This is a genomic window from Paraburkholderia megapolitana (genome assembly GCF_007556815.1).
Taxonomy (GTDB): domain Bacteria; phylum Pseudomonadota; class Gammaproteobacteria; order Burkholderiales; family Burkholderiaceae; genus Paraburkholderia; species Paraburkholderia megapolitana.
In genome coordinates, this window is the sequence record NZ_CP041743.1 from 2,905,554 (window position 1) to 2,931,569 (window position 26,016).

The 26,016-nt window shown below is 63.7% G+C and carries 25 protein-coding genes; 10 read left to right on the forward strand and 15 right to left on the reverse strand.

From position 1 onward, the window contains the following. Nucleotides 1–22 precede the first annotated feature (22 nt). From metC to FNZ07_RS12245, 3 genes are read right to left on the reverse strand one after another with little or no spacing between them, the layout of a single operon-like run. Entirely contained in the window at nucleotides 23–1,207 is a 1,185-nt protein-coding gene (metC, locus tag FNZ07_RS12235) for a cystathionine beta-lyase (RefSeq protein WP_091006647.1), read from the reverse strand. Continuing rightward, nucleotides 1,207–1,839 carry a cysteine dioxygenase family protein gene (locus FNZ07_RS12240; RefSeq protein ID WP_091006648.1) on the reverse strand — a complete coding sequence of 211 codons (633 nt, stop codon included), beginning with the start codon at nucleotides 1,837–1,839 and terminating at the stop codon, nucleotides 1,207–1,209. Before FNZ07_RS12240 ends, metC begins: the two co-directional genes overlap by 1 nt. A 41-nt stretch (nucleotides 1,840–1,880) precedes the next feature. Beyond that, nucleotides 1,881–2,792 carry an amino acid ABC transporter ATP-binding protein gene (locus FNZ07_RS12245; RefSeq protein ID WP_091008721.1) on the reverse strand — a complete coding sequence of 304 codons (912 nt, stop codon included), beginning with the start codon at nucleotides 2,790–2,792 and terminating at the stop codon, nucleotides 1,881–1,883. A 360-nt stretch (nucleotides 2,793–3,152) separates the two neighbouring features. Here FNZ07_RS12245 and FNZ07_RS12250 point away from each other — a divergent pair, with 360 nt between their 5' ends. From FNZ07_RS12250 to FNZ07_RS12260, 3 genes are read left to right on the forward strand one after another with little or no spacing between them, the layout of a single operon-like run. Then, nucleotides 3,153–4,010 carry a transporter substrate-binding domain-containing protein gene (locus FNZ07_RS12250; protein ID WP_091008724.1) on the forward strand — a complete coding sequence of 286 codons (858 nt, stop codon included), beginning with the start codon at nucleotides 3,153–3,155 and terminating at the stop codon, nucleotides 4,008–4,010. Next, entirely contained in the window at nucleotides 4,007–4,756 is a 750-nt protein-coding gene (locus FNZ07_RS12255) for an amino acid ABC transporter permease (RefSeq protein ID WP_091006649.1), read from the forward strand. Before FNZ07_RS12250 ends, FNZ07_RS12255 begins: the two co-directional genes overlap by 4 nt. Beyond that, complete coding sequence (locus tag FNZ07_RS12260) at nucleotides 4,746–5,540, forward strand: amino acid ABC transporter permease (RefSeq protein ID WP_091006651.1); 795 nt, start codon at nucleotides 4,746–4,748, stop codon at nucleotides 5,538–5,540. The genes FNZ07_RS12255 and FNZ07_RS12260 overlap by 11 nt, the downstream gene beginning before the upstream one ends. A gap of 30 nt (nucleotides 5,541–5,570) precedes the next feature. Here FNZ07_RS12260 and FNZ07_RS12265 read toward each other — a convergent pair whose 3' ends face one another. The 4 genes from FNZ07_RS12265 to FNZ07_RS12280 are packed head-to-tail and all read right to left on the reverse strand — an operon-like array spanning nucleotide 5,571 to nucleotide 10,271. Next, nucleotides 5,571–6,305 (reverse strand): ABC transporter ATP-binding protein, encoded by a 735-nt coding sequence (locus FNZ07_RS12265; RefSeq protein ID WP_091006653.1) that lies wholly within the window; start codon nucleotides 6,303–6,305, stop codon nucleotides 5,571–5,573. Between the two features lie 49 nt (nucleotides 6,306–6,354). Continuing rightward, on the reverse strand, nucleotides 6,355–7,215 hold the full coding sequence (locus FNZ07_RS12270; protein ID WP_091006655.1) for an ABC transporter ATP-binding protein: 861 nt from the start codon (nucleotides 7,213–7,215) through the stop codon (nucleotides 6,355–6,357). Next, complete coding sequence (locus FNZ07_RS12275; protein WP_091006656.1) at nucleotides 7,212–9,023, reverse strand: ABC transporter permease; 1,812 nt, start codon at nucleotides 9,021–9,023, stop codon at nucleotides 7,212–7,214. Before FNZ07_RS12275 ends, FNZ07_RS12270 begins: the two co-directional genes overlap by 4 nt. 30 nt (nucleotides 9,024–9,053) lie before the next feature. Next, nucleotides 9,054–10,271 (reverse strand): ABC transporter substrate-binding protein, encoded by a 1,218-nt coding sequence (locus tag FNZ07_RS12280; RefSeq protein WP_091008727.1) that lies wholly within the window; start codon nucleotides 10,269–10,271, stop codon nucleotides 9,054–9,056. 349 nt (nucleotides 10,272–10,620) lie between these two features. Between FNZ07_RS12280 and FNZ07_RS12285 the strand changes: the two genes are divergently transcribed. Genes FNZ07_RS12285 through FNZ07_RS12300 form a run of 4 tightly spaced genes read left to right on the forward strand, consistent with a single transcriptional unit; the run spans nucleotide 10,621 to nucleotide 14,274 of the window. Beyond that, nucleotides 10,621–11,652 (forward strand): LysR family transcriptional regulator, encoded by a 1,032-nt coding sequence (locus FNZ07_RS12285; protein ID WP_091006658.1) that lies wholly within the window; start codon nucleotides 10,621–10,623, stop codon nucleotides 11,650–11,652. Next, nucleotides 11,649–13,127, forward strand: coding sequence for an NAD(P)-binding domain-containing protein (locus FNZ07_RS12290; RefSeq protein ID WP_091006660.1), 1,479 nt, complete (start codon nucleotides 11,649–11,651; stop codon nucleotides 13,125–13,127). Before FNZ07_RS12285 ends, FNZ07_RS12290 begins: the two co-directional genes overlap by 4 nt. A gap of 29 nt (nucleotides 13,128–13,156) precedes the next feature. Continuing rightward, entirely contained in the window at nucleotides 13,157–13,696 is a 540-nt protein-coding gene (locus FNZ07_RS12295) for a CMD domain-containing protein (protein ID WP_091006662.1), read from the forward strand. Then, nucleotides 13,693–14,274: a peroxidase-related enzyme gene (locus FNZ07_RS12300; RefSeq protein WP_091006663.1), complete on the forward strand. Its 582-nt coding sequence runs from the start codon at nucleotides 13,693–13,695 to the stop codon at nucleotides 14,272–14,274. The genes FNZ07_RS12295 and FNZ07_RS12300 overlap by 4 nt, the downstream gene beginning before the upstream one ends. 49 nt (nucleotides 14,275–14,323) lie before the next feature. Here FNZ07_RS12300 and FNZ07_RS12305 read toward each other — a convergent pair whose 3' ends face one another. The 6 genes from FNZ07_RS12305 to FNZ07_RS12330 all read right to left on the reverse strand — a co-directional run bounded on the left by FNZ07_RS12305 (nucleotide 14,324) and on the right by FNZ07_RS12330 (nucleotide 21,070). Beyond that, nucleotides 14,324–14,656 (reverse strand): 4Fe-4S binding protein, encoded by a 333-nt coding sequence (locus FNZ07_RS12305; protein WP_091006665.1) that lies wholly within the window; start codon nucleotides 14,654–14,656, stop codon nucleotides 14,324–14,326. Then, nucleotides 14,653–16,290: an FAD-dependent oxidoreductase gene (locus FNZ07_RS12310; protein ID WP_091006667.1), complete on the reverse strand. Its 1,638-nt coding sequence runs from the start codon at nucleotides 16,288–16,290 to the stop codon at nucleotides 14,653–14,655. The genes FNZ07_RS12305 and FNZ07_RS12310 overlap by 4 nt, the downstream gene beginning before the upstream one ends. Before the next feature lie 55 nt (nucleotides 16,291–16,345). Continuing rightward, nucleotides 16,346–17,638: an acyl-CoA dehydrogenase family protein gene (locus FNZ07_RS12315; protein WP_091006669.1), complete on the reverse strand. Its 1,293-nt coding sequence runs from the start codon at nucleotides 17,636–17,638 to the stop codon at nucleotides 16,346–16,348. Nucleotides 17,639–17,787: 149 nt separating this feature from the next. Continuing rightward, nucleotides 17,788–18,624 (reverse strand): VOC family protein, encoded by an 837-nt coding sequence (locus tag FNZ07_RS12320; RefSeq protein WP_091006671.1) that lies wholly within the window; start codon nucleotides 18,622–18,624, stop codon nucleotides 17,788–17,790. A 14-nt stretch (nucleotides 18,625–18,638) separates the two neighbouring features. After that, the gene (locus FNZ07_RS12325; protein WP_091006673.1) at nucleotides 18,639–19,613 is read right to left on the reverse strand and encodes a TauD/TfdA dioxygenase family protein; all 975 of its coding nucleotides are present in this window, start codon (nucleotides 19,611–19,613) and stop codon (nucleotides 18,639–18,641) included. A gap of 128 nt (nucleotides 19,614–19,741) precedes the next feature. Next, complete coding sequence (locus FNZ07_RS12330) at nucleotides 19,742–21,070, reverse strand: LLM class flavin-dependent oxidoreductase (RefSeq protein WP_091006675.1); 1,329 nt, start codon at nucleotides 21,068–21,070, stop codon at nucleotides 19,742–19,744. Between the two features lie 282 nt (nucleotides 21,071–21,352). On the opposite strand from FNZ07_RS12330, the gene FNZ07_RS12335 reads away from it, so the two are divergent. Both FNZ07_RS12335 and groL read left to right on the forward strand, forming a co-directional pair. Then, nucleotides 21,353–21,646: a co-chaperone GroES gene (locus tag FNZ07_RS12335; protein ID WP_091006676.1), complete on the forward strand. Its 294-nt coding sequence runs from the start codon at nucleotides 21,353–21,355 to the stop codon at nucleotides 21,644–21,646. 32 nt (nucleotides 21,647–21,678) lie between these two features. Next, nucleotides 21,679–23,319: a chaperonin GroEL gene (gene groL / locus FNZ07_RS12340; protein ID WP_091006678.1), complete on the forward strand. Its 1,641-nt coding sequence runs from the start codon at nucleotides 21,679–21,681 to the stop codon at nucleotides 23,317–23,319. A gap of 19 nt (nucleotides 23,320–23,338) precedes the next feature. On the opposite strand, the gene FNZ07_RS12345 is transcribed toward groL, so the two are convergent. Together FNZ07_RS12345 and FNZ07_RS12350 are read right to left on the reverse strand one after the other, a co-directional pair. After that, nucleotides 23,339–24,022, reverse strand: coding sequence for an SRPBCC family protein (locus FNZ07_RS12345; protein ID WP_143098001.1), 684 nt, complete (start codon nucleotides 24,020–24,022; stop codon nucleotides 23,339–23,341). Next, nucleotides 24,019–24,918 carry an SDR family NAD(P)-dependent oxidoreductase gene (locus FNZ07_RS12350; RefSeq protein WP_211367839.1) on the reverse strand — a complete coding sequence of 300 codons (900 nt, stop codon included), beginning with the start codon at nucleotides 24,916–24,918 and terminating at the stop codon, nucleotides 24,019–24,021. Before FNZ07_RS12350 ends, FNZ07_RS12345 begins: the two co-directional genes overlap by 4 nt. 180 nt (nucleotides 24,919–25,098) lie before the next feature. Between FNZ07_RS12350 and FNZ07_RS12355 the strand changes: the two genes are divergently transcribed. Next, the gene (locus tag FNZ07_RS12355; protein ID WP_091006682.1) at nucleotides 25,099–25,992 is read left to right on the forward strand and encodes an AraC family transcriptional regulator; all 894 of its coding nucleotides are present in this window, start codon (nucleotides 25,099–25,101) and stop codon (nucleotides 25,990–25,992) included. The last annotated feature ends 24 nt before the right edge of the window (nucleotides 25,993–26,016 follow it).

A 26,016-nucleotide genomic window follows, 5' to 3' on the forward strand; every position in this document is an offset into this window, starting at 1 on the left:
AAAGAAGAGACGTCGTACCGCGTTAGCGCAGCACGCGACGGAACGCCTGAGCGAGGTCGGCGATCAGATCGTCAGACGATTCGAGGCCGATGTGCAGTCGAACAACCGGTTCCGCACCGCGCCAGTAGTGCTGTTCGCGCAAACGCGACACCTGGGCGATCAGCGCGAGGCTTTCGTAGCCGCCCCACGATGCGCCGATCGAGAACAGTCGCAGCGCGTCGACAAAAGCAACCGCCTGCGCCCGGTCGCCGCGCAGCGCAAACGACACGAGCCCGTTCGAGCCACTGAAATCGCGCTGCCATAACGCATGCCCGGGGTCGCCGGACCATGCTGGATGAAAGACGCGCGCGACGGCCGGCTCTGCGGCCAGATAGCCGGCCACCGCAAGCGCATTGTGCGCATGCTGCGCAAGACGCACCGGCAGCGTGCGGATGCCGCGCAGCGCGAGGTACGCATCGTCGGCGCTGACGCTTAAACCAAGGGCATCGTGCGTATCGCGCAGTCGCCGCGCAAGCGCAGCGTCGCGTATCGCCACGGCGCCCTGCATCAGATCGGAGTGACCGCCCGCGTATTTCGTCGTCGCCTGGATCGACACATCGGCACCGAGCGTCAGAGGTCGATGCAGCAGTCCCGCGCTCCAGGTGTTGTCGGCTGCGAGCAGCACGCCGCGTTCTTGCGCGAAACGCGCGAGCGCCGGCAGATCGACGACCTGGTAGAGATACGATCCCGGCGACTCCACGTAGATGAGCCGCGTGTTGTCACGCAGTTGCGCGGGCAGCGGACCCTGCGATGCATCGAAGTAATCGAACGACACCTGCAGACGCGACAGCAGCGGTTCGATCTTCTCGCGTACCGGGCCGTACACGCTGTCCTGCACCAGCACGTGGTCACCGGGCGACAGCAGCGCAAGAAACACGAGCGAGATCGCTGCGAGGCCAGACGGTGCGAGCAGCACTTCGTTTGCCTGTTCCAGTTCCGCGAGCGCCGCCTCGAGCGCGCGATGCGTCGACATGCCGTGACGACCGTACGTGGCAACGGGCTCGCCATCGCGGCGACGCTGCGCAGCGCCTTCGCGATCTGCGTGACGCTCGAAACGTACCGTACTGGTTCTAACCACCGGCACGTTCACTGGTGCGAGACCGGCTTCGAACGGCGGTGAACCCGCATGTAACAACCGTGTTTCGATGCGGTCCGGTTGTGCTGTCATCAGCCGACCGCCTGCGTCGAACGCTGCATATGCGTCGCGTTGTAACGCACCACACGGCCCGTGTCCGGTTCGAATCCGAGACGCCCCGTCAATGTTTCGAGCGGCCGGCCGTACAGGTGCAAATGCAGCGTCGGTGTCGTACCTTCGACGTGGATGCTGTGAATGTCGTCGGGCAGGAATGCCACCGGTACACCGGGACGTACGACCAGTTCGCGGTCGAGTTCGAGCGTCGCGCGTTCGGGGTCGGTGCGGTCGTCGGTGCGACGATAGAGACGATTCAGCTCGGCGCCGTCGATTGCCGCGATCACGGCCCACGTATCGTGGTTGTGCGGAATCGTCGTTTTGCCTGGCAGCAGCGAGTTCACATACAGCGCAAAACCGTCCTTGCCGGGATTCAGACGATAGCGCGTCGAGGTATTGCCACTGTCGCCGGCGGGAGGCGGAAAATCGGCGGCGGGAAACAGATCGGCGTGCATCGCGAGTTCGAGCAGACGGTCGCTGATCGCATCGAGCGCGGCGCGGGTCACGCCGAGTCCGTCGACAATGCGGCGCGCTTGCGCGAGCAGTTCGGTCACTGCGTCACGGCGGGCTTCGGCGATATCGGTAGAGGTGGAGGTATCGGTGGTGGACATGGGAATTCAAATGAGTGAGTAGTCGAATAGCGGCCGGAACTTCAACCTGCCGCGCGACGCCGCACGCTGTGCCGGTCTTCGCCGCGCGCGCGTTGCAGGAAGAGCCGCGTGCGTTCGTTAGCGGGATCGCTGAACACCTCGCGTGCGGGCCCGTGTTCGAGGATCACACCGCCTTCCGTGAAAAACACTTCGTCGCTGACGTCTTCGGCAAAGCGCATTTCGTGCGTGACGAGTACGCAGGTCTGCCCTTCGTCCGCCAGTTCGCCGATCACATTGAGCACTTCGCCGACAGTCTCCGGATCGAGCGCCGAGGTCACTTCGTCGAACAGGATCAGGTCGGGCCGCATGGCCAGCGCACGCGCGATCGCGACACGCTGCTGCTGGCCGCCGGACAGCGCGCCGGGATAGGCACGCGCCTTGTCGGCGAGCCGCACTTTTGCGAGCAGCGCGTGGGCATCGTGTTCGGCTTCGGCGCGACTACGACCGAGCACACTGGTCGGTGCCAGCGTCAGGTTGTCGAGTACGTTCAGGTGTGGAAACAGGTTGTATTGCTGGAACACGAAACCGATCCGCTTGCGTAGCGCGATCTTCTGCGCGTCGGTGGTTTGCACGCGAACGTCGATACCGTCGACGTAGATGTCACCGTACTGTGGCGTCAACAGCCCATTGATACAACGCAGGATCGTCGATTTACCCGATCCCGACGGCCCGATGATCGACACCGCGTGACCGCGCCGCACCGACAGATCGATACCGTTCAGCACGGGCGTTGCGCCGTACGAGAGATGCACATTGCGCAGCGAGAGGAGCGCGTTCGAAGGTGCTACGTCCAGAATGGGCGCGGTTGCAGCCTGAAACTCATGCACGTTATGACGCGCAGTACCCAGCGCTTCGCGCGCAATGAGCCCATCTACACCCAGCACGTTCGATACATCGAGCGCCGCGCGACTCATGCGTTCACCCGCGACAGGAAGCACAGCAAGCGAAACGACCGTGTGTCGCGCGGGGAAAAAAGCAGTTTCATCAGACGTGTGCTCCAGAATGGCTGACTGCGTGAATGAGTACCGCTTGAACGTGAGCCGCGACGAGTCAAGCGAACAGCCCATTCTAGAAACCCACACGTCGCAACGTAACCAACGAATCGTCGGAACGTTATGCAGCGATCTGCTATCCGCGCGTCGGACCGTGCATTGCAGCAGCGGATCGCGACGCTCCTTCGTCACGCTGCTTTGCTTAGCAGATTCGCTTGGTTTGCGGTGCTGCGCGCTTTGCCTAAAGTGCGAGACTGCGCATCAATCGATACGACATTTGCCATGACTCATCCGCTCTCGCGTTGCACCCACATCTTTCGTCCTTTGTACCGCGCTGCAATACTCGCGTCGGCCGCGCTCTTTATGTCCGGCGTCGCACACGCCGATGCGACGCTCGACCGGATCGCGTCGCGCCACGAGATTGCGGTCGGCGTACTGATCGGCGGTAGCCCGTTCGGTTCGCTCGATCCGCAGACGCAGCAGCCGCGTGGTGTCAACGTCGATCTAGCCAACGATATCGGTCGCCGGCTCGGCGTGAAGGTCACACTGGTTTCCGTGCAGCCATCCACCCGAGTGCAGTTCCTGCAGCAAGGCAAGGTCGACATCCTGATCGCGAACATGGAATACAACGCGCAGCGCGGCGAACTGCTCGACTACGTGCCGACGCCCTACTACCGCGTCGGCGGCACTGCGATTACCTTGAAAACGAGCGGCATCGAACGTTGGGAAGATCTGCGCGGTAAGCCCGTTTGCATCTCGCAGGGCAGCAGCTATATCCGGCCGCTCGTCGAGCGCTACGGTGCCGTCCCGCGCGCGTTCCAGGGCTCATCGCAATCGCTGCTCGCACTGCGCGGCGGTAGTTGCGTCGCTGCCGTGCACGACGCCGCACCGCTGCTTTATCCGTTGCAACAACGCGATCCCGAATGGCGCGATTACCGGACGCTACAACCCGAACTCGAACCCGCGCCTTCGGTGATCTGGGTACGCAAGGGTGAAAAGGACACGGTCGCGAAGCTCGATGCGATCGTGAAGGACTGGCATCGCAGCGGCTGGCTGATCGAGGACGAGGCGAAGAACGGCCTGACTCCGCCCTCGCCTGCGCTTGCCGAATGGCACCGGCAGTTACCGACTGTCCAATGAGCTCGACGAACGCGATCAGCACCGCGCTCGATGCACTCGCACGAGTCGGTCTCGACTATCGCTTCCTGCTCGACGCCTACGATCGCACGCCGTTCCTGACCGGCATGCTGACGAGCCTTGAGATCGTCGTGTCGACACTCGCGGGCAGCGTCGTTGCCGGGTTCGTGTTGCTGCTCCTGTTGCGGTCGCGCAATCGCGCGGTAGCCGGCACGACACGCGCATTCGTCGAACTCGCGCGCAATACGCCGACCATCGTGCAGCTTTACTGCGCGTTCCTCGTGCTGAACATGTTGCTGTCGCAATGGCTGCATCAACAGAATCTCGACAATCCTTTCAAGCCGTTTTTCTGGGTCGTTTTCGTACTGTCGCTGCACAAGGGCGCGTTTCATGCGGAAGCGCTGCGCGCCGGTTTCGATGCGGTACCTGCGCAGACGCTAGAAGGCGCCGAATCGTTGGGATTGAGCCGCTGGGTGAGACTGCGGCGCGTCGAGCTCCCGCTCGCCATCCGCACCGCGTTGCCCGCGCTCGTCAACAACATGGTCGAACTCGTCAAGGCATCGTCGCTCGCTTCCGCCATTGCGGTCGGTGACATCACGTATCAATCGATCATGATCTGGACGCAGCGCGACAACGTGCTCGCGTTGATGATCGTGATCCTGTTGTTCTTCGGCGCACTGACGTGGCTCGTGAGCCGCGCGGGACGCTGGCTCGAACGCCGCTTGTGGGTGCCTGGCTATGGCCACTAGAACGCCTCTCATCGGTGCGCCGGGGCGCTATGGGGCAGCCCCCATCGTGTTCGCCGTGCTCGCGGCACTTGGCATCGCGCTGGAAATCGAACTGGCACACGGTGGCTGGCGCAATGAGACGCTGGTGCATCTGGTCGAATGGGCGCCCGCGCTCGCGCGCGGCTTTGCGATGAACGTCGCGATCAGTCTTGGGGCGATCGCGATCGGTTCAGCGGTCGGCTTTGCAGTCGGCGCGCTCGCGCTGACGCAAGGTTTGGCGGGCCGGCTTGCGCGCTTATTGGTGCAGGCGTTTCGCAATGCACCGTGGCTCGTGCTGATCTACTTCACGACCTATGTGTTTCCGTTCGAATTCTCATTGTTCGGCCATACGGTGCCGTTTCCCGACTGGCTCAAGGTGACGCTGGCGCTCGCATTGCCGGCAAGCGCGAACGTCGCCGAGGTTTTCCGCGGCGCGGTTGCGTCGATTCCGACTACGCAATGGGATGCGGCGGAATCGCTCGCGCTGTCGCGTGCGCAGATTTTGCGGCTCGTCGTCGTGCCGCAATGCGTGCGACGCATGCTGCCACCGTGGATGAACGTCTACGCGATCATCACGATGGGTACGGCGCTTTCATCGCTGGTCGGTATTCATGATCTGCTCGATACGGCGCAGATTGCGAGCAGTACCGTTGCGCGGTCGAGCTTCACAGTGCTCACTTATGTCGCAACGCTCGCGATATTTTTTGCGTGGTGTTATCCGGTTTCGCGGGCGACGCGGTGGCTGGAGCGGCGGTTCGTTGTGTAAGAGCAAGGCGCGTTGCACCTTACGTGTCATTCAAGACAACGCCGCCGGCTCACCACCCAGATACGCATCGCGAATCCGCTCGTCGCCGAGCAGCACGTCGGCGGCTCCTTCGAGTACCACACGTCCGGTCTGCAACACATAGCCGTAATGCGCGATCTCAAGCGCAAGACTAGCGTTCTGCTCGACCATAAAAAACGTCACCCCATCGCGGTTGATCGTCTGAATCAGCTCAAGCACCTTCTCGACATAGAGCGGCGACAGGCCCATGGTCGGCTCATCCATGCAGATCAGCTTCGGGCGCCCCATCAGCGCGCGCGCCATGGCGAGCATCTGCTGCTCCCCACCCGATAACGTGCCGGCCTGCTGCGCAAGCCGCTCTCGCACACGCGGAAACAGATCGAGCACGCGTTCGTAGTCGTCCGCGATAGCCGCACGGTCGCGCCGCGTGTACGCACCCATCAGCACGTTCTCACGCACCGTCATGTCGCCGAACAGCCGCCGCGCCTCGGGCACCGAGCCGATGCCGCGACGCACGAGCTGCGGCGTCGGCAGCGCGGTCACACGTTCCCCTTCGAACCACACGTCGCCCTTACGCGGACGGTGCAGCCCAAGGATGATCTTCATCGTCGTCGATTTGCCGCTCGCATTGCCGCCGAGCAAGCTAACAATCTGCCCGCGACCGACCTCGACATTCACGTCGAAATGGACCTGGACCGGGCCGTAGAACGTCTCGATGTGTTCCAGTTTCAGCAGCGGATCGCTCATGATGTGCGTACAAATATACGGGGAGTGACCAGAGACAAAACGACGGCACTCACGCCGCCGTCGCGGCAACGGCCTGCGCCCCGCCAACGTTACGATGACCCAGGTAGGCTTCAATCACGCGCGGATGATTGCGCACGTCGCGCGGCAATCCCTCGGCGATCTTCGTGCCGTTGTCGAGCACGATCACGCGATCCGACAGGCGCATCACGAGGTCGAGCTTGTGTTCGATCAGCAGGATCGTCAGTCCGCGCGCTTTCAATTGCTGGATCAGTACCAGCATTTCGGCGGTTTCGGTTTCGTTCATGCCGGCGGTCGGTTCGTCGAGCAACAGGATGCGCGGATGCAATGCTAGTGCGCGAGCAATCTCGACACGCCGGCGGTTCGCATACGACAGGCTGTGCGTCGGATGATCGATGCGCGGCAACAACCGCTCGCCGAAACCGGCGATGATTTCGCGCGCCTCGGCCCGCAGCGCTGTGTCCTCACGACGCAACGCAGGAGACCCCACGAGCGCGGACAGCACTTCGCGCACTGCGCCGAACACGGGCCAGCCGGGCCGCGTCGCGCGCAGTCGCGCATGCGCGCCGACCAGCACGTTATCGAGCACGCTCAGGTTGCCGAATACGCGCCCGTGCTGAAACGTTCGTGCGACACCGAGCGCGGCAAGCCGCTCGGGACGCGTGCCGGTAATGTCGCGTCCGTCGAACGTCACGCGCCCTGCATCCGGCGTATCGAGGCCGGTGATCAGATTGAACAGCGTCGACTTGCCTGCGCCGTTCGGTCCAATCACGCTAACCAGTTCGCCGGGTGCGATCGCGAGACTCACGGCGTCGACCGCAGTGAGCCCGCCAAAACGACGCGTGATGTCACGCACTTCGAGAAGCATCGAGGTCATCGCAGTCGTCGTCATACGGTTCCAAGCAGGCCCTGCGGCCTGAAACGCACCAGCAGCAACAGCACGAGCCCGTAGATCAACATCCGGTAATCGGCCGCCCAGCGGAACAGCTCGGGCAAGCCAATCAGCGCGAGCGCACCGACCACGCCACCAAGCACGTTGCCAAGGCCACCGAGTATCACCATCGTCAGGGCGAGGATCGACACCTGCGAATCGAACGTCTGATGGTTGATATAGCTGTACAAATGCGCCGAGATACCACCGCTGATCCCCGCCGCAACACCGCCGAACGCAAACGCCATCGCCTTATAGCGGTTCGGCCGGATGCCGTGCGCCCGCGCCGCCACTTCGTCCTCGCGGATCGCGCGCAACGTGCGGCCCAGGTGCGAGCGCAACAGCCGCACCTGTAGCAGGCCGAGGGCGACCAGCACCGCAAGTGTGAACCAGTAGATGGCCCGCGCGCTCGTCACGAACGGCAGCGGCGCGATACCGGTGATGCCAAGTGGCCCGCGCGTCAGGCTCTCCCAGTTCAGGATCACGAGGCTCACCACTTCGCCGATGCCGAGCGTCGCGATCGATACGTAGTGTCCGCGAAGCCGGAACGCCGGAAAGACGAGCAACGTGCCGAGCGCGGCCGTGATCAACCCCGCGCATGGAATCGTCACGGCCGGCGACCAGCCGAAGTCCGTCGAGAGCAACGCCGACGCATACGCGCCGATCACGAGCAGCGCAGCATGTCCCAGCGAAATCTGCCCGACGGTACCCGCCACCAGCGTGAGACTCAGCGCAAGCATCGCGTAGAGCCACGCATTGGTCAGCGTCTGCAACAGATAGGACGACGCCGCGACGAACGGCAACACGGCCGCAACGGCAACGAGCGCCACGACCGCCAGCGGCGGCACACGCACCGCGCGTGCCGCCGCGAGAAACGTACCGGTCATCGGTTCCGACGGCATGCGACGGCTGTTGCTGAAAAGTCCGTTCGGTCGCCATGCAAGAAACACGAGCAGCAGCACGAACGCAAACAGATCGCGATAACTGGTGCCGAAGATTGCCACGCCATAACTCTCGACGAGCCCCAGCAGCAGGCTGCCCGCAATCGCGCCAGGCACGTTCCCAAGGCCGCCGATCAGCAGCGCGACGACGCCCTTCAGCGTCGCCTGAAAACCCATCGACGGATCAATGCTGTTGTAGTACATGCCGACGAGCAAGCCGCTCACGCCACCCAGCGCACACGCAATCGCGAACACCGCCTGGTTCACGCCGTTCACGTTCACGCCCATCTGCTGTGCGGCATCGCGGTCCTGAGCGGTTGCGCGTACGGCCCAACCAAGCCGCGTGAAGCGCAGGAACACGTACAGCACGGCAGCCGCGGCGAGACCGATGCCGGCGATCAACAGATCAAGCGCACCGAGCGTCGCACCGCCCACATGCAGATGCCAGTCCGGCAGCGGCGCCGGCACGGGCCGCGGGTCGGCGCCGAAGATCAGTTGCGCACACTGGTCGAGCACGAAGCTGATACCGATCGTCGCCAGCAGCGGTGCAATGCGCGCAGCGCCTTGCAGCGGCCGCAGACCAATGCGCTCGATAGCGATGCCGAGCAGCCCGCAACCCGCGATCACCGCGGCAAGCGCGAGCGGCAACGGCAGTCCAAACCGCGTGAGACACAGCCAGCCGATAAAACCGCCGACCATATACACCGAGCCATGCGCGAAATTGATCAGATGCGAGACGCCGAAAATCAGCGCGAGTCCGACCGCGAGCAACGCATAGATGTTGCCGACAATCAGCCCGTTGATCGTGTATTCAAGCCATGCTGCCATCGCCATTCATCCGTTGTGTCGGGACCGCGTTCAGCGCGCGGCGAGCTGGGGCCTCGCACCGTCCCACAGCGCGAACTGACCGTTCTTCACAACCAGGTAAACCGAGCGTGCACCGGCCACACGACGCGTTTGCGGATCGAAGCGCATGGTGCCGAAAATCACGCTTGGCACGTCGTGGATCTGCGCGAAGCCGCCGTGCACCGCGTCGCGCGTCGTGCCATAGCGGCGCAGCGTTTCGGCGGCGAGAATCATCGCGTCGTAAGAGCGCGCGGCAAACGTGTCGGGCTCGGCGTGATACTTCGCGCGATAGTGCTGCACGAAGGCTTGCACCTCCGGGTGCGTGTCGCCGGGGAAGAAGTTCGATTCCGTGAAGACGCCGTCCACTGCCTGACCGCCGAGTTCGATGAACTTCGGCGAATACACCGAGCCCACCGCGGCGATGGGTTGCGTGAGTCCCGAAGCGCGCGCCTGACGCACGATCTGCGCGCCGTCCGCGTAGTACGAGATCAGCACCAGCGAATCCGGCTTCGACGCGCCGATGCGCACGAGCGTTGCGCGGAAGTCCTTGTCGGTCGGCTGATAGCCTTCGGCGGCGACGACCTGCGCGCCGTCCGCGGTCGCGGCTTTCGCGAAGATGTCCTTGCTCGTGCGGCCCCAGTCGGTGTTCAGGTACAGCACCGCAATGCGCTTGAAGCCGAGTTCCTTTGCTGCGTAGCGAGCAAGGATCGGTTGCTCTTCCGCCTGGCTCAATGCCGTGCTCCACATATAGTCGCCGCCCTTCGTGAAGTCGGGATGCGAGTTCGTGAAACCGAACTGGACGAGCTGACCGCGCTGATAGATCGGCGAAGCGGCCATCGATGTCGCGCTCGAAAAGTCGCCGAGTTCCAGAAGGATGCGCGGATCGCCGACGAACTTCTGCGCGATCGCCACGGCCTGGCGCGGGTCGCTGCGAGAGTCTTCGAAGTCGTAGGCGAGCGGCCGGCCCTTGATGCCGCCGCTACCGTTGATCTGTTCGAGCGCGAGGTCGAAGCCGCGCTTCCATTGCTCGCCGTATTGCGCGTCCTGGCCGGTCAGCGGGCCACTCACGCCGACCAGATAAGGATCGCCGGAAACGCCTGCCGTGGCTGCCGGCGCCGGTGTCGCAGCGATCGCGAGACTCCATGCGGTGAGCGCGACAGGTGCCGCACGCACTAGTCGCCGCCATGCGCCGCGCAGCGTGGATGTAGGTTCGCTTGTCCGTCTGTTCATGCTGTCCTCGCCCATGCTCAAAAAAGTGAGGCCATCAAATCACGGTGAAAACAGACCGGCCAACGAACATTTGCATATATCCATATAGCTCGCTGCCGCAGTCGCCTGACGCCGTGCTGGCCTGGTACCGCCCGATCCGTCTCCATCTCCGCGCGAAGTCACCCTAACCTGTTGATTTACATGCAATCCCTACTTCCGGGTGGAGCATCCTGCGGCTTGCCGATGTGCTCCAAACCGCTTCCCATTCCATCCGCTTTGCATGATTTCCGCTGTCGATATCGAAAATCATTATATGAATCTGCTATTCATGGCAACCTACAATTCGAAAATCGAATAACCAGGACGGGTTATGGAGCTGCATCACCTCGAGGCGTTTTCGGCCGTCATGTCCGCCGGCAGCATCACCGGCGCCGGCCGTCTGCTCGCGCGTTCGCAACCGGCGGTCACGCGGCAGATCCAGGAACTGGAGGCCGATCTCGGCTATGCGCTGTTCGACCGCAACGGGCCGCGTGTCACGCCGACGCATCGTGCGTTTCTGCTGTATGACGAGGTCGAGCGTTCGCTGGTCGGATTGAAGGCGATCGAAGAGCGGGCCCGCGCAATCGGCGCGGATGCCGCGGACCCGGTGCGCATCGCGGCCACGCCGTCGCTCGCCGCGGCCATCGTGCCGCACGCGATTGCCGCCGTGCCGCCGCTCGCGCAGGCGCCGCAGTTCCAGTTGCGCAGCCAGTCTGCCGAGCATGTCGTCAGCGAAGTGCTGATGCGTACCGCCGACATCGGCCTCGTCACACTGCCGATGGCGCATGCGGGCCTCGACGTCCACTGGATCGCCGAGGCGCCGTGCGTCGTGGTATTGCGCAATGGCGATCCGCTCGCCGCGCAGCCGTCTGTCGCGTTGCGCGATCTCGCGGACCGGCGCATCGTCACGGTCGCGAACCGGCACCGGTTGCGTCACCGGATCGATGCCGCTTTCGCCGCCGAGAAGATCACCGCCAACATATTCCTCGAAACCAACGCATCGCTGAACGCAGTGGCAGCGGCTCGTGCGGGTGTGGGCGTCGCGATCGTCGATCCGGCGAGCGGCCTTGCGCTCGCGCTCGACGGGGTGGTCGCACGGCCGCTCGATGCGACGATTCCGTTCTGCTTCGGTGTCGTGACACCGGCCGGCAAACTGCGCCGGCCGCCCGTCGATGCGTTGCTCGCCGCGCTCGCGACAAGCACTCGCGAACTGCTCGATGGCGTGGTGCTGCACGATGCATCCGCGCACGACGCGCTGCTGCAGCCGGAGCGGCACATGGCCTCTGGTGCGCGTAGCACGCATGACAACCCTCGCAGCCGCGACCGTCGCAAACATCCCGCGTCCCGCGGGGCCGCCACATGAGCGCGCTTGCCACACCGCTTGCCGCACTCGAAGCGCGTCTACGCGAAGACCTCGCCTGGCTCGAACTGCCGCCGCCCGCCTGGGTGCCGCCGCGGTTCGCGGACGGCACACGCGTGCTCGACGTCGCGATTATCGGCGGTGGTATGGCCGGGCTCGCGGCCTCGGCGGAACTGCGCTGGCTCGGCATGCACAACCATCTCGTGATCGACCGCGCGCCGGCCGGCCAGGAAGGGCCGTGGATCACGTATGCGCGGATGGAAACGCTGCGTTCGCCGAAGCAGCTCACCGGGCCGGCGTTGCGTCTGCCCGCGTTGACGTTTCGCGCATGGTACGAAGCGCAGTTCGGTCGCGCTGCATGGGATGCGTTGTACAAGATTCCGCGCCCGCAATGGATGGAGTATCTGCGCTGGTACCGGCAGGTGCTCGATCTGCCGGTGCGCAACGAGACCGCGGTGGTCGCGCTGCGTCCGCGCGACGACGGTTTGCTTGCGCTGGAGTTGCGCAGTGGCGATGCAGCCGACCCACACGCGACCTATGAAACGCTCGTCGCGCGACACGTGGTGCTCGCCACCGGTCGCGACGGACTCGGTGGCCCGTTCGTGCCGGAGATTGCCCAGCAGATTCCGCAGCACCGCTGGGCGCATTCGTCCGCAGCTATCGATTTCGCGGCGCTGCGCGGCTTGCGCGTCGGCGTAGTCGGCGCGGGCGCGTCGGCATTCGACAATGCGGGCACCGCGCTCGAAGCAGGTGCCGCGAGCGTCGACATGTTTATTCGCCGCGCGGACATTCCGCGCATCAACAAGCTGACCGGCATCGGTAGTCCGGGGCTCGTGCACGGATTCGCCGATCTCGACGACGCGACGAAGTGGCGCTTCATGCACTACGCGCTCACGTCGCAAACACCGCCGCCGCGCGATAGCGTGTTGCGCGTATCGCGCCACGACACCGCGCGCTTTCACTCGGGCAGCCCGATCGTCTCGCTTGCCGAACACGCGGACGGCGTACACGCGGTCACGCCGCGCGGCAGTCATACGATCGACTTCCTGATCTTCGCGACGGGCTTTCATTCGGACCTGTCCGCGCGGCCCGAATTCGCGTCGTTTGCAAAACACGTGCGGCGCTGGAAGGACCGTTTTGACGTGCCACCGGACGCCTATATCGCAGAGTTAGCCGAGTCGCCCGACCTCGGCCCCGCATTCGTGTTCCAGGAGCGCGAACCGGGCGCGTGCCCCGCGCTCGCGCGCATTCACTGCTTCAACCACGCGGCGAGCCTCAGTCACGGCAAGCTGTCCGGCGACATCCCCGCAATCAGCGACGGTGCGCAGCGTCTCGCACGCGGAATCGCGAGCCGGTTGTTCGACAATGACCGCGACCGCCACTACGACGCGATGCTCGCCTTCTCCACCGCGGAACTGCAGGGCGACGAGTGGCACGATGCCGCCGCGCCGCGCAACGAATCCGCTGGTGCAGTCTGATCCGCACACCGTCATTTCCCGGAGCCCGCATGAGCGCCCCCATCGATACCGCTTCACCTTCATCGCCGCAAGACACCGTCGACCGCATAGCCGGTCTCGCCACCGGCAGCACGGTCGCCGCGCTGCGCGGTGCACGCGCCAAGGTCGCACTGCACACGCAGTTGAGCGAAGCTGCGCTGTTCGATCCGTCGTTGACCGCGCTAACGCTGCGCGAACGGCTATACGCCGCGTGGTACTCGGCGCATCTCGCGAACGCACACACGGTTGCGGAAACTTACCGGCAGCGTCTCGTCGAAACCGACGCACCGTCGAACGAACTTGCTGCCGTCACAACCGGCACGCACGGCATACTGTCGCGCCGCCTCGCCGCGATTCTCGATCACGCGCGGTTGTTAACGCTCGCTCCCGCCACAGCACACGCGACCGGTTTGCGCACGCTTCAGGAAGCCGGTCTGACGACACCTGCCATCGTCGCGCTGTCGCAACTGATCGCCTTCGTTTCGTATCAATTGCGCGTCGTCGCAGCAACCCGTGCGTTGCAGGCTCGCGCCGACCGGGAGGTCGCATGAGCACGCAACCATCGTTCACGTTCGCGACGCTCGGCTGGCGTGCATGGCTCGACACGGTGAAGCTAGATAGTGCGACACCGGAACAGCTCGCCGTACTCGAAGAAAGCCACCCGCAGGCGAAGACCTCCGACTACTACCTGCTGCTCGTCCAGCAACCGGAGATCCTGCGTCAGCGCTCCGGCGTGTTCAACGCGATCATGTATGGCCCCGGTGGCCTGCCGCGCGCCGAGCGCGAACTGGCGAGCACGGTCGTGTCGCGCGTCAACGGTTGCGTGTATTGCGCGTCGGTGCACGCACAGCGCTTTAGCCAGCTCGCGAAGCGTACCGATGCAATCGAGCAGGTATTCGACGATCCCGCCACCGCAGGCACGTCGCCACGCGAACAAGCCATCGTGCGTTATGCAATCGAGCTCACCGAGCGCCCCGAATCGATCGATGCCGCTTCGATCGCGGCACTCGAAGCGGTCGGGCTCACACACGAGGAAGTGCTCGACCTCACGCATTCGATCGCGATCTTCGCGTGGGCGAACCGGTTGATGCTGACGCTTGGCGAGCCGGTGTTTCCGCTGGAGACTTGAGCGGACAGGATGATATCGGGCGCGTTGGGTTTTACAGAAAACGCCGCACTCAATGCGCCCGCACGAGCAGCTCGAACGTGGCGTCGAGTGCCGCGGTCGATTCGCGACCACGCCCCCAACCGATCGAGCGACGATAGCCGCCCATCAGCGCACGGGTGGCTTGTGCATCGAGCACATCGGATGCCGCAAGTCCTTCGGCCTGCGGCGCGACGAACAACGCGTCTTCGGGGCAATACAGCTCGCACATGAAGCAGGTCTGGCAGTCGTCCTGTCGCGCAATGCGCGGCACGCCACCCGCCACCGCTTCGAACACATTGGTCGGACACGCGCGCACGCAGATATTGCAGCCCGTGCAGCGTGCTTCGTCGACGATCTCGATCATGCGGCAACTCCTGCGTGTGTGGCAGACGAAGTCAACGCAAGCCGTTCGACCCACACTTCGTCGAGCCCGCCGCTCAGCAACCGGTGATGCTGTTGTGGATCGAGCGCCGCATGTTCCTGGCGTCGATGCATGCCGCGCGTTTCGGTACGCCGTTGCGCGCTGCGATACATCCAGCGCGCGGTCGCGAGCATCGCTGTAGCCTCGCGTGTGCGGACCGCAGCGCTTGCGCTCCTTGCCGGGGCCGCGCGACGCACGCGCTGCCACAACGCATCGAGCCGCCCCAGCGAATCGTCGAGCAGATCGCCGCGCCGCGCCCAGTTGCGCTCGTAGGGAAACACCTCGGCCTGCACGGCCTGGATCAGATCCGCGCTATCCACCGGTGTGACGTCACCGCCATCGTGCAGCCCTACGCCGCCTGCATGCCGCAGCGTACGATGTCGCGCCGCGGGGCCCGCATCGCGCGCGTAACCGGCAGCACCCGCACCTGCCCAAAGTCCCGACGACATCGCCCACGCGGCGTTGTGACTACCCCCGCCCGTGAAACCACCGCAGATCAGCTCGCGCGTCGCCGCATCGCCGGCCGCATACAGTCCTTCCACCGAAGTCGCACACGTCTCGTCGACCAGATGCAACCCGCCGGTGCCGCGCACCGTCCCTTCGAGCCGCAGCGTCACCGGAAAGCGCTGCGTGAACGGGTCGATACCGAGCCGGTCGAACGGCACGAAGAAATTCGGCTGCGCGGTGCGCATCCATGCGCGAATCTGCGCATCGGCACGATCGAGACATGCGTACACCGGCTGGGTCTGCAGCGTCTTCGCGATCACTCCGCGACCGCGTGCCGAGCCCGCGCCTTCGATCGGCGTGCCGTCCTCGTAGTAGAACGTCGCCCACGTATAGAACAACGACTTCGTCACCGACGAAAACGCCGGGCCAAGCCCATACGCATTCGAAAACTCCATGCCCGAGAGTTGCGCGCCGGCTTCGGCGGCCATCAGTTGACCATCACCGGTCAGCACGTTGCAGCCGAGCGCCTTGCTGAGAAACGCGCAGCCGCCGGTTGCGATGACCACCGCCTGCGCACGCGCAATCCATGCGTCGCCAGTCTGGCGGTTCACGCCCGCGGCGCCCGACACCACGCCGCGTTCGTCGACGAGCAGTTCGAGCGCGGGACTGTGATCGATTATGCGAGCGCCCGCCTCTTTCACACGACGCCGCATCAGGCGCATGTATTCCGGGCCTTGTAGCGATGTGAGACGCGGTTCGCCATCGGCATCGGCGGGAAACGGGTAGCCCCACTCGGCAAGCTGCTGCGAATTGCGCCACGTCTGCTCGAGCACGCGATCCATCCAGGTCTGATCCGCCAGCTCGCCACCGAGTGCGAAACGACTCGCCTTCGCGCGCTCGCGTGCCTCGCCGTCCGGCGGCACGTACCAGACCGCGGTACCGGCAGGTGCCGTCGCACCCGAGGTACCGCAAAACCCCTTGTCCGCCAGCAGCACGGTCGCGCCGCGCGCCGCCGCACCGACCGCCGCCCACGTGCCGGCTGGGCCGCCACCGAGCACCAGCACATCGACATCGTGCGTCGTCGACGTGACGTTCCTGGCGGTATTTGCGTACGCTGTCTGTCCGCTCATGCGGCGCTCCTGTCCGGGTGCGAAGTGAAGGGTTGGTCGCGTGCTACACCGTCGATCAATCGAGTGCCGCTGCAACAGGCTCCGGCGTACCGGTGAGCTCCGCAGGCGTATGCGCCAGACTGAAACGCTCGCCCGGTGGCGTGCCGTTCAGATGGAAATTGCCCACTGCGCTTTCGCGCTGGATCGCCGGATTGTGCGACGCGATCACGCGCGCATTGCGCCAGTGACGATCGAGCCGCCGTGCCTCGCTCGTCGCCGACGCGCCGCCCACTTCGAACACCAGCGTCGCCGCTTCGAGCACCTGCTCGATCACGATCTGCTGCGCCTGGTACGCTTCGATATCGAGTGCGATGTAGGTGTCGGTAGTCGCGCGGCCGGCCAGTCGTTCCTGCCACGCTTTTTCGAGCGCGCCCGACACCGAGCCGACCAGACTTTCCGCGGAATACACGAGGCTCGCCAGCCGACCTACCACGCGATGCACGAGCGGGTTGTCGCGCGGGCTGGAACGGCCCGGCACGCCAAAGGTCCGCGTGCGGCCGCGCACGAATTCGACGCCGTCGCGCAGTACCGCGCGCGCGATACCCGCGAGCGTCGCGAGATGCACGGTCTGATAGAACGCAGTGAGCGACGTATTGCGGCGCGGCTCCGAGCCACGGTAGCGCACGAGAATCTGCTCGTTGCTCACATGAACGTTCTCGAAGCGCGTCGTGCCGCTGGCCGTCAGCCGCTGGCCGAAACCATCCCAATCGTCGATGCGCGTCACGCCCGGCGCATCGCCGCGCACCAGCACGCGCACATCGTCGTCACCATCGTGCGACGCCACATCGATCCAGTCCGCGTACAGAGTACCGGTGCTGTAGTACTTCTCGCCGTTCAGCGTCCAGCCGTCGCCGTTCGCGTTGCGCGCGAGCGTAACCGTGTTGTGCGTCGCGCCGGTGCGCTCGGAAATCGCCGCACCGATCGTTTCGCCCGCAACGATCGGCTTGAACCAGCGCTCGCGCAGCGTTTCATCCTCGCTTTCAAGGCGGCCTTCGATAAAGCCGAAATGCACGCGCAGGATTTGCGGCAGGTTCGAATCCGCTTCGCCGAGCCGGGTCAGCAAGCGGAAAAACTGCGGCAGCGTCGCACCGAAACCGCCGTAGCGGTGCGGCACGCGCAGCGCGGTGAAGCCCGCTTCCTTGAGCCAGCGCACAGGCTCGTAGGCCAGTTCGCGGCGCTGTTCGCGTTCGATGTTGCCTTCGGCGATACGCGCGAAGACCGGTGCAAAGCGGGCGTCGAGTTCTGCGTCGTTGGGTGCGGCTTGCGGGTCCCTTTCTGTGCCCGGAAACGGGGCGGGGATCGTCGTCATCATGTGCTCCGGTAGGTCTGCAACGAGCCAGAATAGATTTCGCCTACCGTCGCACGCAACCAAGAAAAGCCGATAACGATATGTGTGAATGTGCGCGACGGCCGGCATGCCGGCGTGCCGAGTCAAGCGCGTCGCGCGATAACGCCCTTCTAGGCGCGACCTCCACCCGCCTTGAACGTGCGGATGGTTTCGATATGCGCACCGTGGGTACGGTTCGCATCGAGCACGCGTGCGTCGCCGTCATGGCCGACATCGAGTGCAATACCGAAGAGCCCTTCGCCGCGCGTATCGAGCTGGCGCCGCAGCGCGCTGTCCGACGACGCGCTCGCGGCCGCCTCGAACAGCACGAGCGCAGTCGCACCGACACGGAACGTCGTGGCCCGTGCGCCAAAGCCCGCCAGTGGGGCGGATAACACGGGGGTGTCGATACCAAGCAGCGCGGCGTAGCGCCGCGTGCTCACGTCAAGATCGCGCACCGCGACCGCGAGACTCGCGATACCGCGTACGCCATTCGCGTGATGCCGTACCTCGCCTTCCGGCACGCGCAACCGGCGCGGCGTGATATCGCCGCACAGAAACGGCAGATCGGCGGTAGAGGGCCGGCCGGTCTGCCATGCAAGCCGCTCGCCATCGGGCCGCATGCGGCCGCCGTCCTGCGGACCGTCGTAGGACAGTCCGCGCACGCGCGCCCCTTCGATTGCCGCGGCGACGCTGCCAGGCCCAGGCAAGAGCGCGAAATCGACGAAGCCGTCGCCGTGCTGTTCGCCGATCGTCCACCAGCGCCGTTGCGGCGCGGGCCGCAGGAACGCGATCAGTTCGATATAGCTGCCGTCCGCGAAACCGATCAGCGCGTTGTGCGTGACGCCGTCGGCGTGCGTACCCCCGCGCTGTACGGTGAAGCCGAGTGCGCCCAGATCGTCGACGGTGGCGTCGAGATCGTGAACGCGAATCACCAGATGGTCCACCGTTAATGCAGATTGCGTCATCCTGCGGGCTCCGTTTAATTCAATGCGACAGCAGCGGCCGCGCCGACCGGCGTGCCCTGCAATGCGACCGAACGCACACCGTCCGGACCGACCGGCACGTCGCCGACCAGCGTCGTGCGGTACAGCTGACGATCGAACTCGAGGTCGAAGATATCGGTCGGCGCCAGATGCGCTGTGGTGCGGTTGTCCCAGAACGCGACGCTACCCGCTTCCCATTTGAAGCGCACCGTAAATTCGGGGCGCGTGACGTGTTCCCACAGCAGTTCGAGCAACGCCTGGTTTTCGCGCGGCGTAAGGCCGACGATCTGCTTGAGAAAACCCGGGCTCACGTATAGCGCACGCTCGCCGGTTTCGGGGTGCACGCGCACGAGCGGATGCTCGGTGACGAGTGTGTTCTGTTCGACCGCGGCATTGAACGCATCCGTGCCTTGCGCACCGCTCGGCGGCGCGAAGCGATGCACGCCGCGCAACCCGTCCACAAACGCGCGCAACGGCGCCGACAGCTTGCTGTAAGCAGCGACGAGGTTGGTCCATTGCGTATCGCCGCCATACGGCGGAATCGTCACGCCGCGCAGGATCGACGCGTACGGCGGGTTTATCGCGGCGGTGACGTCGGTATGCCAGCCTGTCCACGGACGCTGCAACGCCGGCCCTTCGAAGCGCGTCGCCTTGCGGAACTTCGAGATCGAGTAAATGGCCGGATGTCCTTCGACGTGCCCGAACACCGGGTGACCCACTGTCAGCTCGCCGAACTGCGCGGAGAACGCAACGTGCTGCTCGTGGGTCAGAAACTGCTCGCGAAAGAACACCACGCGCCACGCGAGCAGCGCAGCGCGGATCTCCGCGATCTGCTGCAGGGATAGCGGCTTCGTCAGATCGACACCGTGAATTTCCGCGCCAATATGCGCGGACAGCGGCGAGACCTCGATCGACTGCGCTTGCAAGGTAGATTCAGATGCGGAAAACGGCGGAGAGACCACGGCGTTCATCGGATGCTCCTGAAGAATGGGGTGTTTCACGCGTACAGCGGGTGTTGCATCATGCGTGGCGCCGAACGCAGCGGTCAACGTCCGGCTTCGAGTTTTTTCTGCTATCGATTCCGCTCCGACGCATGACGTTACGCCGCGAAAAAGCGGTTCGCCGGTCGCGGCAGCCCGAGATGTTCGCGCAACGTCGAGCCTTCATACTCGCGACGGAAAATGCCGCGCCGCTGTAGTTCCGGCACCACCTGATCGACGAAATCGTCGAGACCGCCAGGCAGAAACGGAAACATCACATTGAAGCCATCCGAGCCCTCTTCCACCAGCCACTGCTCCATCTGATCCGCAATCGATACCGGCGTACCGACCATCTCCAGCCCCGAATAGCCACCGATCCGTTGCGCGAGCTGGCGCACGGTCAGTCCTTCTTCGCGTGCCCAGTCGACCACGCGCTGGCGCGCACTGCGGCTCGCGTTGCTCTCTGGAATCTCGGGCAGCGGGCCGTCCGGATCGAGATGCGATACGTCGTGACCGAGCGCGATCGACAGCGACGCGATGCCGCTGTCGTAGTGCACATAGCGGTCGAGCTCGGCGCGCTTGTGCTGCGCTTCGTCGAGCGACGAACCGACCACCACGAACGCGCCCGGCAGGATCTTCAGATGATCGCGCGCGCGGCCAAGCGGTTCGAGGCGCGCCTTCACATCGGCATAGAAGCGCTTGCCCTCGGCGAGATTCGGTTGCGCGGTGAAAACTGCGTCGGCGGTTTCGGCGGCCAGTTGCCTCCCCGCCTCCGACGACCCCGCCTGCACGACCACCGGCCAACCCTGCACCGGCCGCGCGATATTCAGCGGGCCGCGCACCGACAGATGCTCGCCCTTGTGATCGAGCACGTGCAGTTTCTCCGGCTCGAAATACACGCCGCGCTCGACGTCGCGCACAAAAGCATCGTCGGCCCAGCTGTCCCACAGGCCGGTCACGACATCATAGAACTCGCGCGCCCGGTGGTAGCGCTCACCGTGCTCGACGTGCTCGTCGAGACCGAAGTTGCGCGCGGCCTCCGGGTTCGATGTGGTCACGAGATTCCAGCCGGCGCGGCCACCGCTCAGATGATCGAGCGACGCGAAACGCCGCGCGACGTGATACGGCTCGTCGAAGGTCGTCGACGACGTCGCGATCAGGCCGAGGCGCTCGGTGACTGCGGCGAGCGCGGACAGCAGCGTCATCGGCTCGAACGACGTAACCGTATGACTGCGCTTTAACGTATCGATCGGCATGTTGAGCACCGCGAGGTGATCGGCCATGAAGAACGCGTCGAAGCGCGCGGCTTCGAGCCGCTGCGCGAAACGTTTGATCAGCGCGAAGTTGAAGTTCGCATCGGGCGCGGCGCCCGGAAAGCGCCATGCGCCGGTATGAAGACTGACGGGGCGCATGAACGCGCCGAGATGCAATTGACGGGAGCGGGTCATGATGTGGGGTCACGATGTTGGACAAGTTCGATTCGGCGATCAAACGGAACGCTCACCATACGCCAGACGCAAAAAACTGGCAGGACCCGCATGGCAGAAGGGTTTTTACACGACGCAGCCAAGGCATGCCGCCGTCCGCCATGACAGAACCGCGTGCAAATGCCATACACCGATAAGGTTGTGCGAATCCGTTATTGGAGTACACGACGGCACGTTTCTATACTCGGGCTTCGGTCAGCACTCGCCAGCGAAGAGTGCCAATTCATCGATACAGGAAAGCAGATGAGCCTACGTCCGTTACACGATCGCGTGATCGTCAAGCGCCTCGATCAGGAAACCAAAACCGCGTCGGGCATCGTGATTCCCGACAGCGCCGCAGAAAAACCCGACCAGGGCGAAGTCCTCGCAGTCGGCCCGGGCAAGCGCGACAACGACGGCAAACGCATCGAGCCCGATCTGAAAGTCGGCGAGCGCGTGCTGTTCGGCAAGTACGCGGGTCAGGCTGTCAAGGTCGACGGCAACGAACTGCTGGTGCTGCGCGAAGACGACATCGTCGCTGTCGTGAACGCGCGCTGATCGCTTCGCCTCATACACAAAGGAATCGGAACATGGCAGCCAAGGAAATCGTTTTCAGCGACAACGCGCGCACCAAACTCGTCGAAGGTGTGAATCTGCTCGCGAATGCAGTGAAAGTGACGCTCGGGCCGAAAGGTCGCAACGTCGTGATCGAACGCAGCTTCGGTGCGCCGGTCGTGACGAAGGACGGTGTATCGGTGGCGAAGGAGATCGAGCTTGCCGACCGCCTGCAGAACATCGGCGCGCAGCTCGTGAAGGAAGTCGCGTCGAAGACCAGCGACACCGCCGGCGACGGCACGACGACGGCAACGGTGCTCGCGCAGGCGATCGTCCGTGAAGGCCAGAAGTACGTTGCAGCCGGGCTGAATCCGCTCGACCTGAAACGCGGTATCGACAAGGCTGTCGCCGCGGGCATCGAAGAGCTGAAGAAGATCAGCAAGCCGACCACCACCAGCAAGGAAATCGCCCAGGTCGCGACGATCTCGGCGAACGGCGAGGAATCGATCGGCCAGCGCATCGCCGAAGCGATCGACCGCGTCGGCAAGGAAGGCGTGATCACCGTCGAAGACGGCAAGACGCTCGCCGACGAGCTCGATGTGGTCGAAGGGTTGCAGTTCGATCGCGGCTACCTGTCGCCGTATTTCATCAATAACCAGGACCGCCAGGTCGCGGTGCTCGACACACCGTACATCCTGCTGCACGACAAGAAGATTTCGAACATCCGCGACCTGCTGCCGGTGCTCGAACAGGTCGCGAAAGCGGGACGGCCGCTCCTGATCATCGCGGAAGACGTCGAAGGCGAAGCGCTTGCAACGCTCGTCGTGAACAATATTCGCGGCATCCTGAAGACGGTCGCTGTGAAAGCACCGGGTTTCGGCGACCGTCGCAAGGCGTTGCTCGAAGACATTGCGATCCTGACCGGCGGCCAGGTGATCGCCGAAGAAACCGGCCTCACGCTCGAAAAGGCGACGCTGGCCGAACTGGGTCAGGCGAAGCGCATCGAAGTCGCCAAGGAAAATACGATCGTGATCGACGGCGCCGGCGACAAAGCGAGCATCGAAGCGCGCGTGAAGCAGATCCGCGTGCAGATCAACGAAGCGACCTCCGACTACGACCGCGAGAAACTGCAGGAACGTGTCGCGAAACTGGCCGGCGGTGTCGCCGTGATCAAGGTGGGCGGTGCCACCGAAATCGAAGTGAAAGAAAAGAAGGATCGCGTCGACGATGCGCTGCATGCGACGCGTGCGGCTGTCGAGGAAGGCATCGTGGCGGGCGGCGGTGTCGCATTGATCCGCGTCAAGCAGGCAATCGCGGGGTTGACCGGAGCGAACCGGGATCAGGATGCGGGTATCAACATCGTGCGTCGCGCGCTCGAAGAACCGCTGCGGCAGATCGTCACGAATGCGGGCGAGGAAGCGAGCGTCGTCGTCGCGAAGGTCGCGGAAGGCAGCGGTAATTTCGGCTACAACGCGGCAACGGGTGAGTACGGCGATCTGGTGGAATCGGGTGTGCTCGATCCGACCAAGGTCACGCGCACGGCGTTGCAAAACGCGGCATCAATTGCGAGTTTGCTGCTGACGACCGACGCCACTGTGTATGAGGCGCCGAAAGATGCTGCCCCTGCGGCGGCGTCTGGTGGTCCTGGTGCGGGTGGTCCAGGCTTCGACTACTAGACTGAAGCAAAGAACCGGGCTAGTGCCGTCGCTCTGGTGCTAGCCCGGTCAACGTCGCTTCCATGAACTGCCGAAAGTCCTCGTGAACGAATCGTGAAATGAACCAGCCGTCGGGCAACCCCTTCGGACTGAACGAATATTCCCAACGAATGTGCGTGCCGCGGTCGCTTCCTGAGAAACGAAACTCCGAAAGCGCGTATGTGATGTATCGACCGGTGTCGTTCGTGATATTCCACACCTCAAACTGGAAACGCTGTGGCAACTGATCGACTGTAATTTCCTCGAGGGCGCTACTACCGTCAGCGAAAACGACCCGTCGACGGTCGCCAACGCTTTTCCACGTGCCGATCAGCGCATCGCTGTACACCGCTCCAGGCTCCGGCGAGGATGAAGAACGAAGAGAAGGAAGGGGAAAAAGAGACGAAGTACCCGTCATGAACACGGATATTCTCGAGGCACCGTTCTCCGCAAACCATCTGGAGAATTGGTCAAACGGGACGGGAAGATCGAAGTCGACGATCACGGTCTCGTAAGACTTGCCTGACCCAACAAGTGGGCGCGAAGCTTCCCGCTGTGCCTGATCACGTTGTGCTGTCGTAAGCGAAGGATTGCTGCCAACTGCGGCTGAACTGCAGCCCGCCAGTGCGATGACGAGACCGGTCAGCGCTGCGATCGAGAAATATCCTGCCAGGTTGCCACTCATTTGAAGGCCGGTCTGGCCGCACTTGATAGACCGACCATGCGTGCGCTGTCGTGCCAAAGGCCGTTCATCACGTCATCCTGGCGCGCAAGCTCCGATGGATCAGGCCACGTGAGCTGGCGTTTGACAAGCGAGGCATACAGGCGTCCAGCGGGCGGCGTTATCCGCCCGAGTGCCAGGTCTGCAAGGTTTTGACCGGCCTGGTCCACGGTTGCAAGACGCGCCATCGGCCGGATCAGACCAACGGTACCCATTGCCACTCGGGCCCAGAGAGGCCACGCCCGAAATAGCGATGTCCCGACGGTAAGACCTGGGTTATAGGCAACAACAGTGAAGCGCTTCGCCTGCGCCTCGTCGGATATAGCTAACCCGCGGGCCATGAGCAGATCGCAGAGCTTCGATGCCGCGTAGGCGCGAAATCCCGCAGAGAATCCCGTCGAACGGCGCTGAGCTTGAGGATAAGCCAGCAACTCCGGATCGAGTTCCTTCGGTGCCATTGGATTCATCTTCGGGTCGTGTGTATCGCTGGTGGTAATAACGACTATGGCACCTTGAGCGAGCCTGGGCACGAGCAACTGGAGTAACAGGTAATGCGCCAGATGGTTGACGGCGAACGTGGTCTCAAAACCATCCTCCGTCCGCTGGTCGATATTCGGAAACTGAGTCCCTGCATTCAGCACCAGCCCGTTGATCGATCTATCCCCAAGTGCCTGAATGACGCTCTGAGCAAACTCGCGGACACTGGCAAGGCGGGTGAGGTCTAGCGGTAGTGTCTCGATTGTCGATTGACTCCCACGACGGGCTCCAAGCACAAGATGCGTGCTCGGGGTCCCGGCGATCTGTCGCGCGGCCACTTCGCCCAGACCCGACGTACCGCCGGTCATCACGATGGTCTTCAATGGTTGCCTCGTAAGTGCGTTGTCCATGCCAGAAAGTATGGGCTGAAGTGACTGAGGCTCGCATGCCGGAATCCGCAAATATTTTGCCCAATCCTCCAAACTCAATTTCTGCTTTGAGATTTAGCGCTAAGATTGCCCTCGCGCTACAGACCACCATGAACTCCGCCCTGGAGGCCTCGCATGTCACCGACCCTGATAGCTGCTCTGAATCAATACATGGACGGCAACGGCGGGGACGACGGCGTCCTCGTCACTCCGATCGAAGGATTGTTTCTGATGCGGTCGACGTGCGAGAGGCTGCCATACCATGTGATGTACAAGCCCGCGCTCTGCATCACTGTGCAGGGAGCGAAACAGGTATTGTTCGGCGACAAACTGTTCGACTACGGCGAGATGCAAGCGCTCGTAGTCAGCATGGAACTACCTGGCGTCGGTAGAGTGACGCGCGCGAGCGTGCGCGAGCCCTATCTGGGCATCGTCCTGCAGCTTGATCTCGGCATATTGCGGGAGGTAATCGCACAACTCTCCCCGCCTCCCAAACCGAATGAAAATGCCCGCATGGGCGTCTTCTCGATGAATGTCGACGGACCACTGGCCGACTGCATTGGCCGGATGATCCAGATGCTTGGGAGACCCCAGGCTGCACCGATCCTGTTCCCTGCGATCATGCGGGAAGTCTCCTATTGGCTGCTGACCGGCGACAGTGCCGATGAAATACGCAAGCTCGTCTCCCCTAACGGCCGCATGCAACGCATTGCCGAAGCGATCGGGCTTCTGCGCAGCGACATCGCCCGTCCTGTCCGCATCGAGCAACTTGCCAGTACGGTTCGGATGAGTCCCTCGTCTTTTTACCAACACTTCAAGCTACTCACGTCCTTGACTCCAATCCAGTATCAAAAGCAGTTGCGTCTGCTCGAGGCACGTCGCCTGATGGTGGAGGACGGAGCCAGCGTAACGGGCTCCGCTTATCGAGTGGGGTATGAGAGCGTTTCGCAGTTCAGTCGCGAGTACGCGCGGATGTTCGGAACTCCGCCAAAACGCGACATCGCCGATTTACAGGCGGCCCTGGCGTAGCAGATGTCGCGGGAACGTGCTGGC

Excerpts from the sequence above, each read along its gene's own strand:
- metC (WP_091006647.1), bottom strand. The coding sequence starts at position 1,207 with ATGACAGCACAACCGGACCGCATCGAAACACGGTTGTTACATGCGGGT.
- FNZ07_RS12240 (WP_091006648.1), bottom strand. The coding sequence starts at position 1,839 with ATGTCCACCACCGATACCTCCACCTCTACCGATATCGCCGAAGCCCGC.
- FNZ07_RS12245 (WP_091008721.1), bottom strand. The coding sequence starts at position 2,792 with ATGAGTCGCGCGGCGCTCGATGTATCGAACGTGCTGGGTGTAGATGGG.
- FNZ07_RS12250 (WP_091008724.1), top strand. The coding sequence starts at position 3,153 with ATGACTCATCCGCTCTCGCGTTGCACCCACATCTTTCGTCCTTTGTAC.
- FNZ07_RS12255 (WP_091006649.1), top strand. The coding sequence starts at position 4,007 with ATGAGCTCGACGAACGCGATCAGCACCGCGCTCGATGCACTCGCACGA.
- FNZ07_RS12260 (WP_091006651.1), top strand. The coding sequence starts at position 4,746 with ATGGCCACTAGAACGCCTCTCATCGGTGCGCCGGGGCGCTATGGGGCA.
- FNZ07_RS12265 (WP_091006653.1), bottom strand. The coding sequence starts at position 6,305 with ATGAGCGATCCGCTGCTGAAACTGGAACACATCGAGACGTTCTACGGC.
- FNZ07_RS12270 (WP_091006655.1), bottom strand. The coding sequence starts at position 7,215 with ATGACGACGACTGCGATGACCTCGATGCTTCTCGAAGTGCGTGACATC.
- FNZ07_RS12275 (WP_091006656.1), bottom strand. The coding sequence starts at position 9,023 with ATGGCAGCATGGCTTGAATACACGATCAACGGGCTGATTGTCGGCAAC.
- FNZ07_RS12280 (WP_091008727.1), bottom strand. The coding sequence starts at position 10,271 with ATGAACAGACGGACAAGCGAACCTACATCCACGCTGCGCGGCGCATGG.
- FNZ07_RS12285 (WP_091006658.1), top strand. The coding sequence starts at position 10,621 with ATGGAGCTGCATCACCTCGAGGCGTTTTCGGCCGTCATGTCCGCCGGC.
- FNZ07_RS12290 (WP_091006660.1), top strand. The coding sequence starts at position 11,649 with ATGAGCGCGCTTGCCACACCGCTTGCCGCACTCGAAGCGCGTCTACGC.
- FNZ07_RS12295 (WP_091006662.1), top strand. The coding sequence starts at position 13,157 with ATGAGCGCCCCCATCGATACCGCTTCACCTTCATCGCCGCAAGACACC.
- FNZ07_RS12300 (WP_091006663.1), top strand. The coding sequence starts at position 13,693 with ATGAGCACGCAACCATCGTTCACGTTCGCGACGCTCGGCTGGCGTGCA.
- FNZ07_RS12305 (WP_091006665.1), bottom strand. The coding sequence starts at position 14,656 with ATGATCGAGATCGTCGACGAAGCACGCTGCACGGGCTGCAATATCTGC.
- FNZ07_RS12310 (WP_091006667.1), bottom strand. The coding sequence starts at position 16,290 with ATGAGCGGACAGACAGCGTACGCAAATACCGCCAGGAACGTCACGTCG.
- FNZ07_RS12315 (WP_091006669.1), bottom strand. The coding sequence starts at position 17,638 with ATGACGACGATCCCCGCCCCGTTTCCGGGCACAGAAAGGGACCCGCAA.
- FNZ07_RS12320 (WP_091006671.1), bottom strand. The coding sequence starts at position 18,624 with ATGACGCAATCTGCATTAACGGTGGACCATCTGGTGATTCGCGTTCAC.
- FNZ07_RS12325 (WP_091006673.1), bottom strand. The coding sequence starts at position 19,613 with ATGAACGCCGTGGTCTCTCCGCCGTTTTCCGCATCTGAATCTACCTTG.
- FNZ07_RS12330 (WP_091006675.1), bottom strand. The coding sequence starts at position 21,070 with ATGACCCGCTCCCGTCAATTGCATCTCGGCGCGTTCATGCGCCCCGTC.
- FNZ07_RS12335 (WP_091006676.1), top strand. The coding sequence starts at position 21,353 with ATGAGCCTACGTCCGTTACACGATCGCGTGATCGTCAAGCGCCTCGAT.
- groL (WP_091006678.1), top strand. The coding sequence starts at position 21,679 with ATGGCAGCCAAGGAAATCGTTTTCAGCGACAACGCGCGCACCAAACTC.
- FNZ07_RS12345 (WP_143098001.1), bottom strand. The coding sequence starts at position 24,022 with ATGAGTGGCAACCTGGCAGGATATTTCTCGATCGCAGCGCTGACCGGT.
- FNZ07_RS12355 (WP_091006682.1), top strand. The coding sequence starts at position 25,099 with ATGTCACCGACCCTGATAGCTGCTCTGAATCAATACATGGACGGCAAC.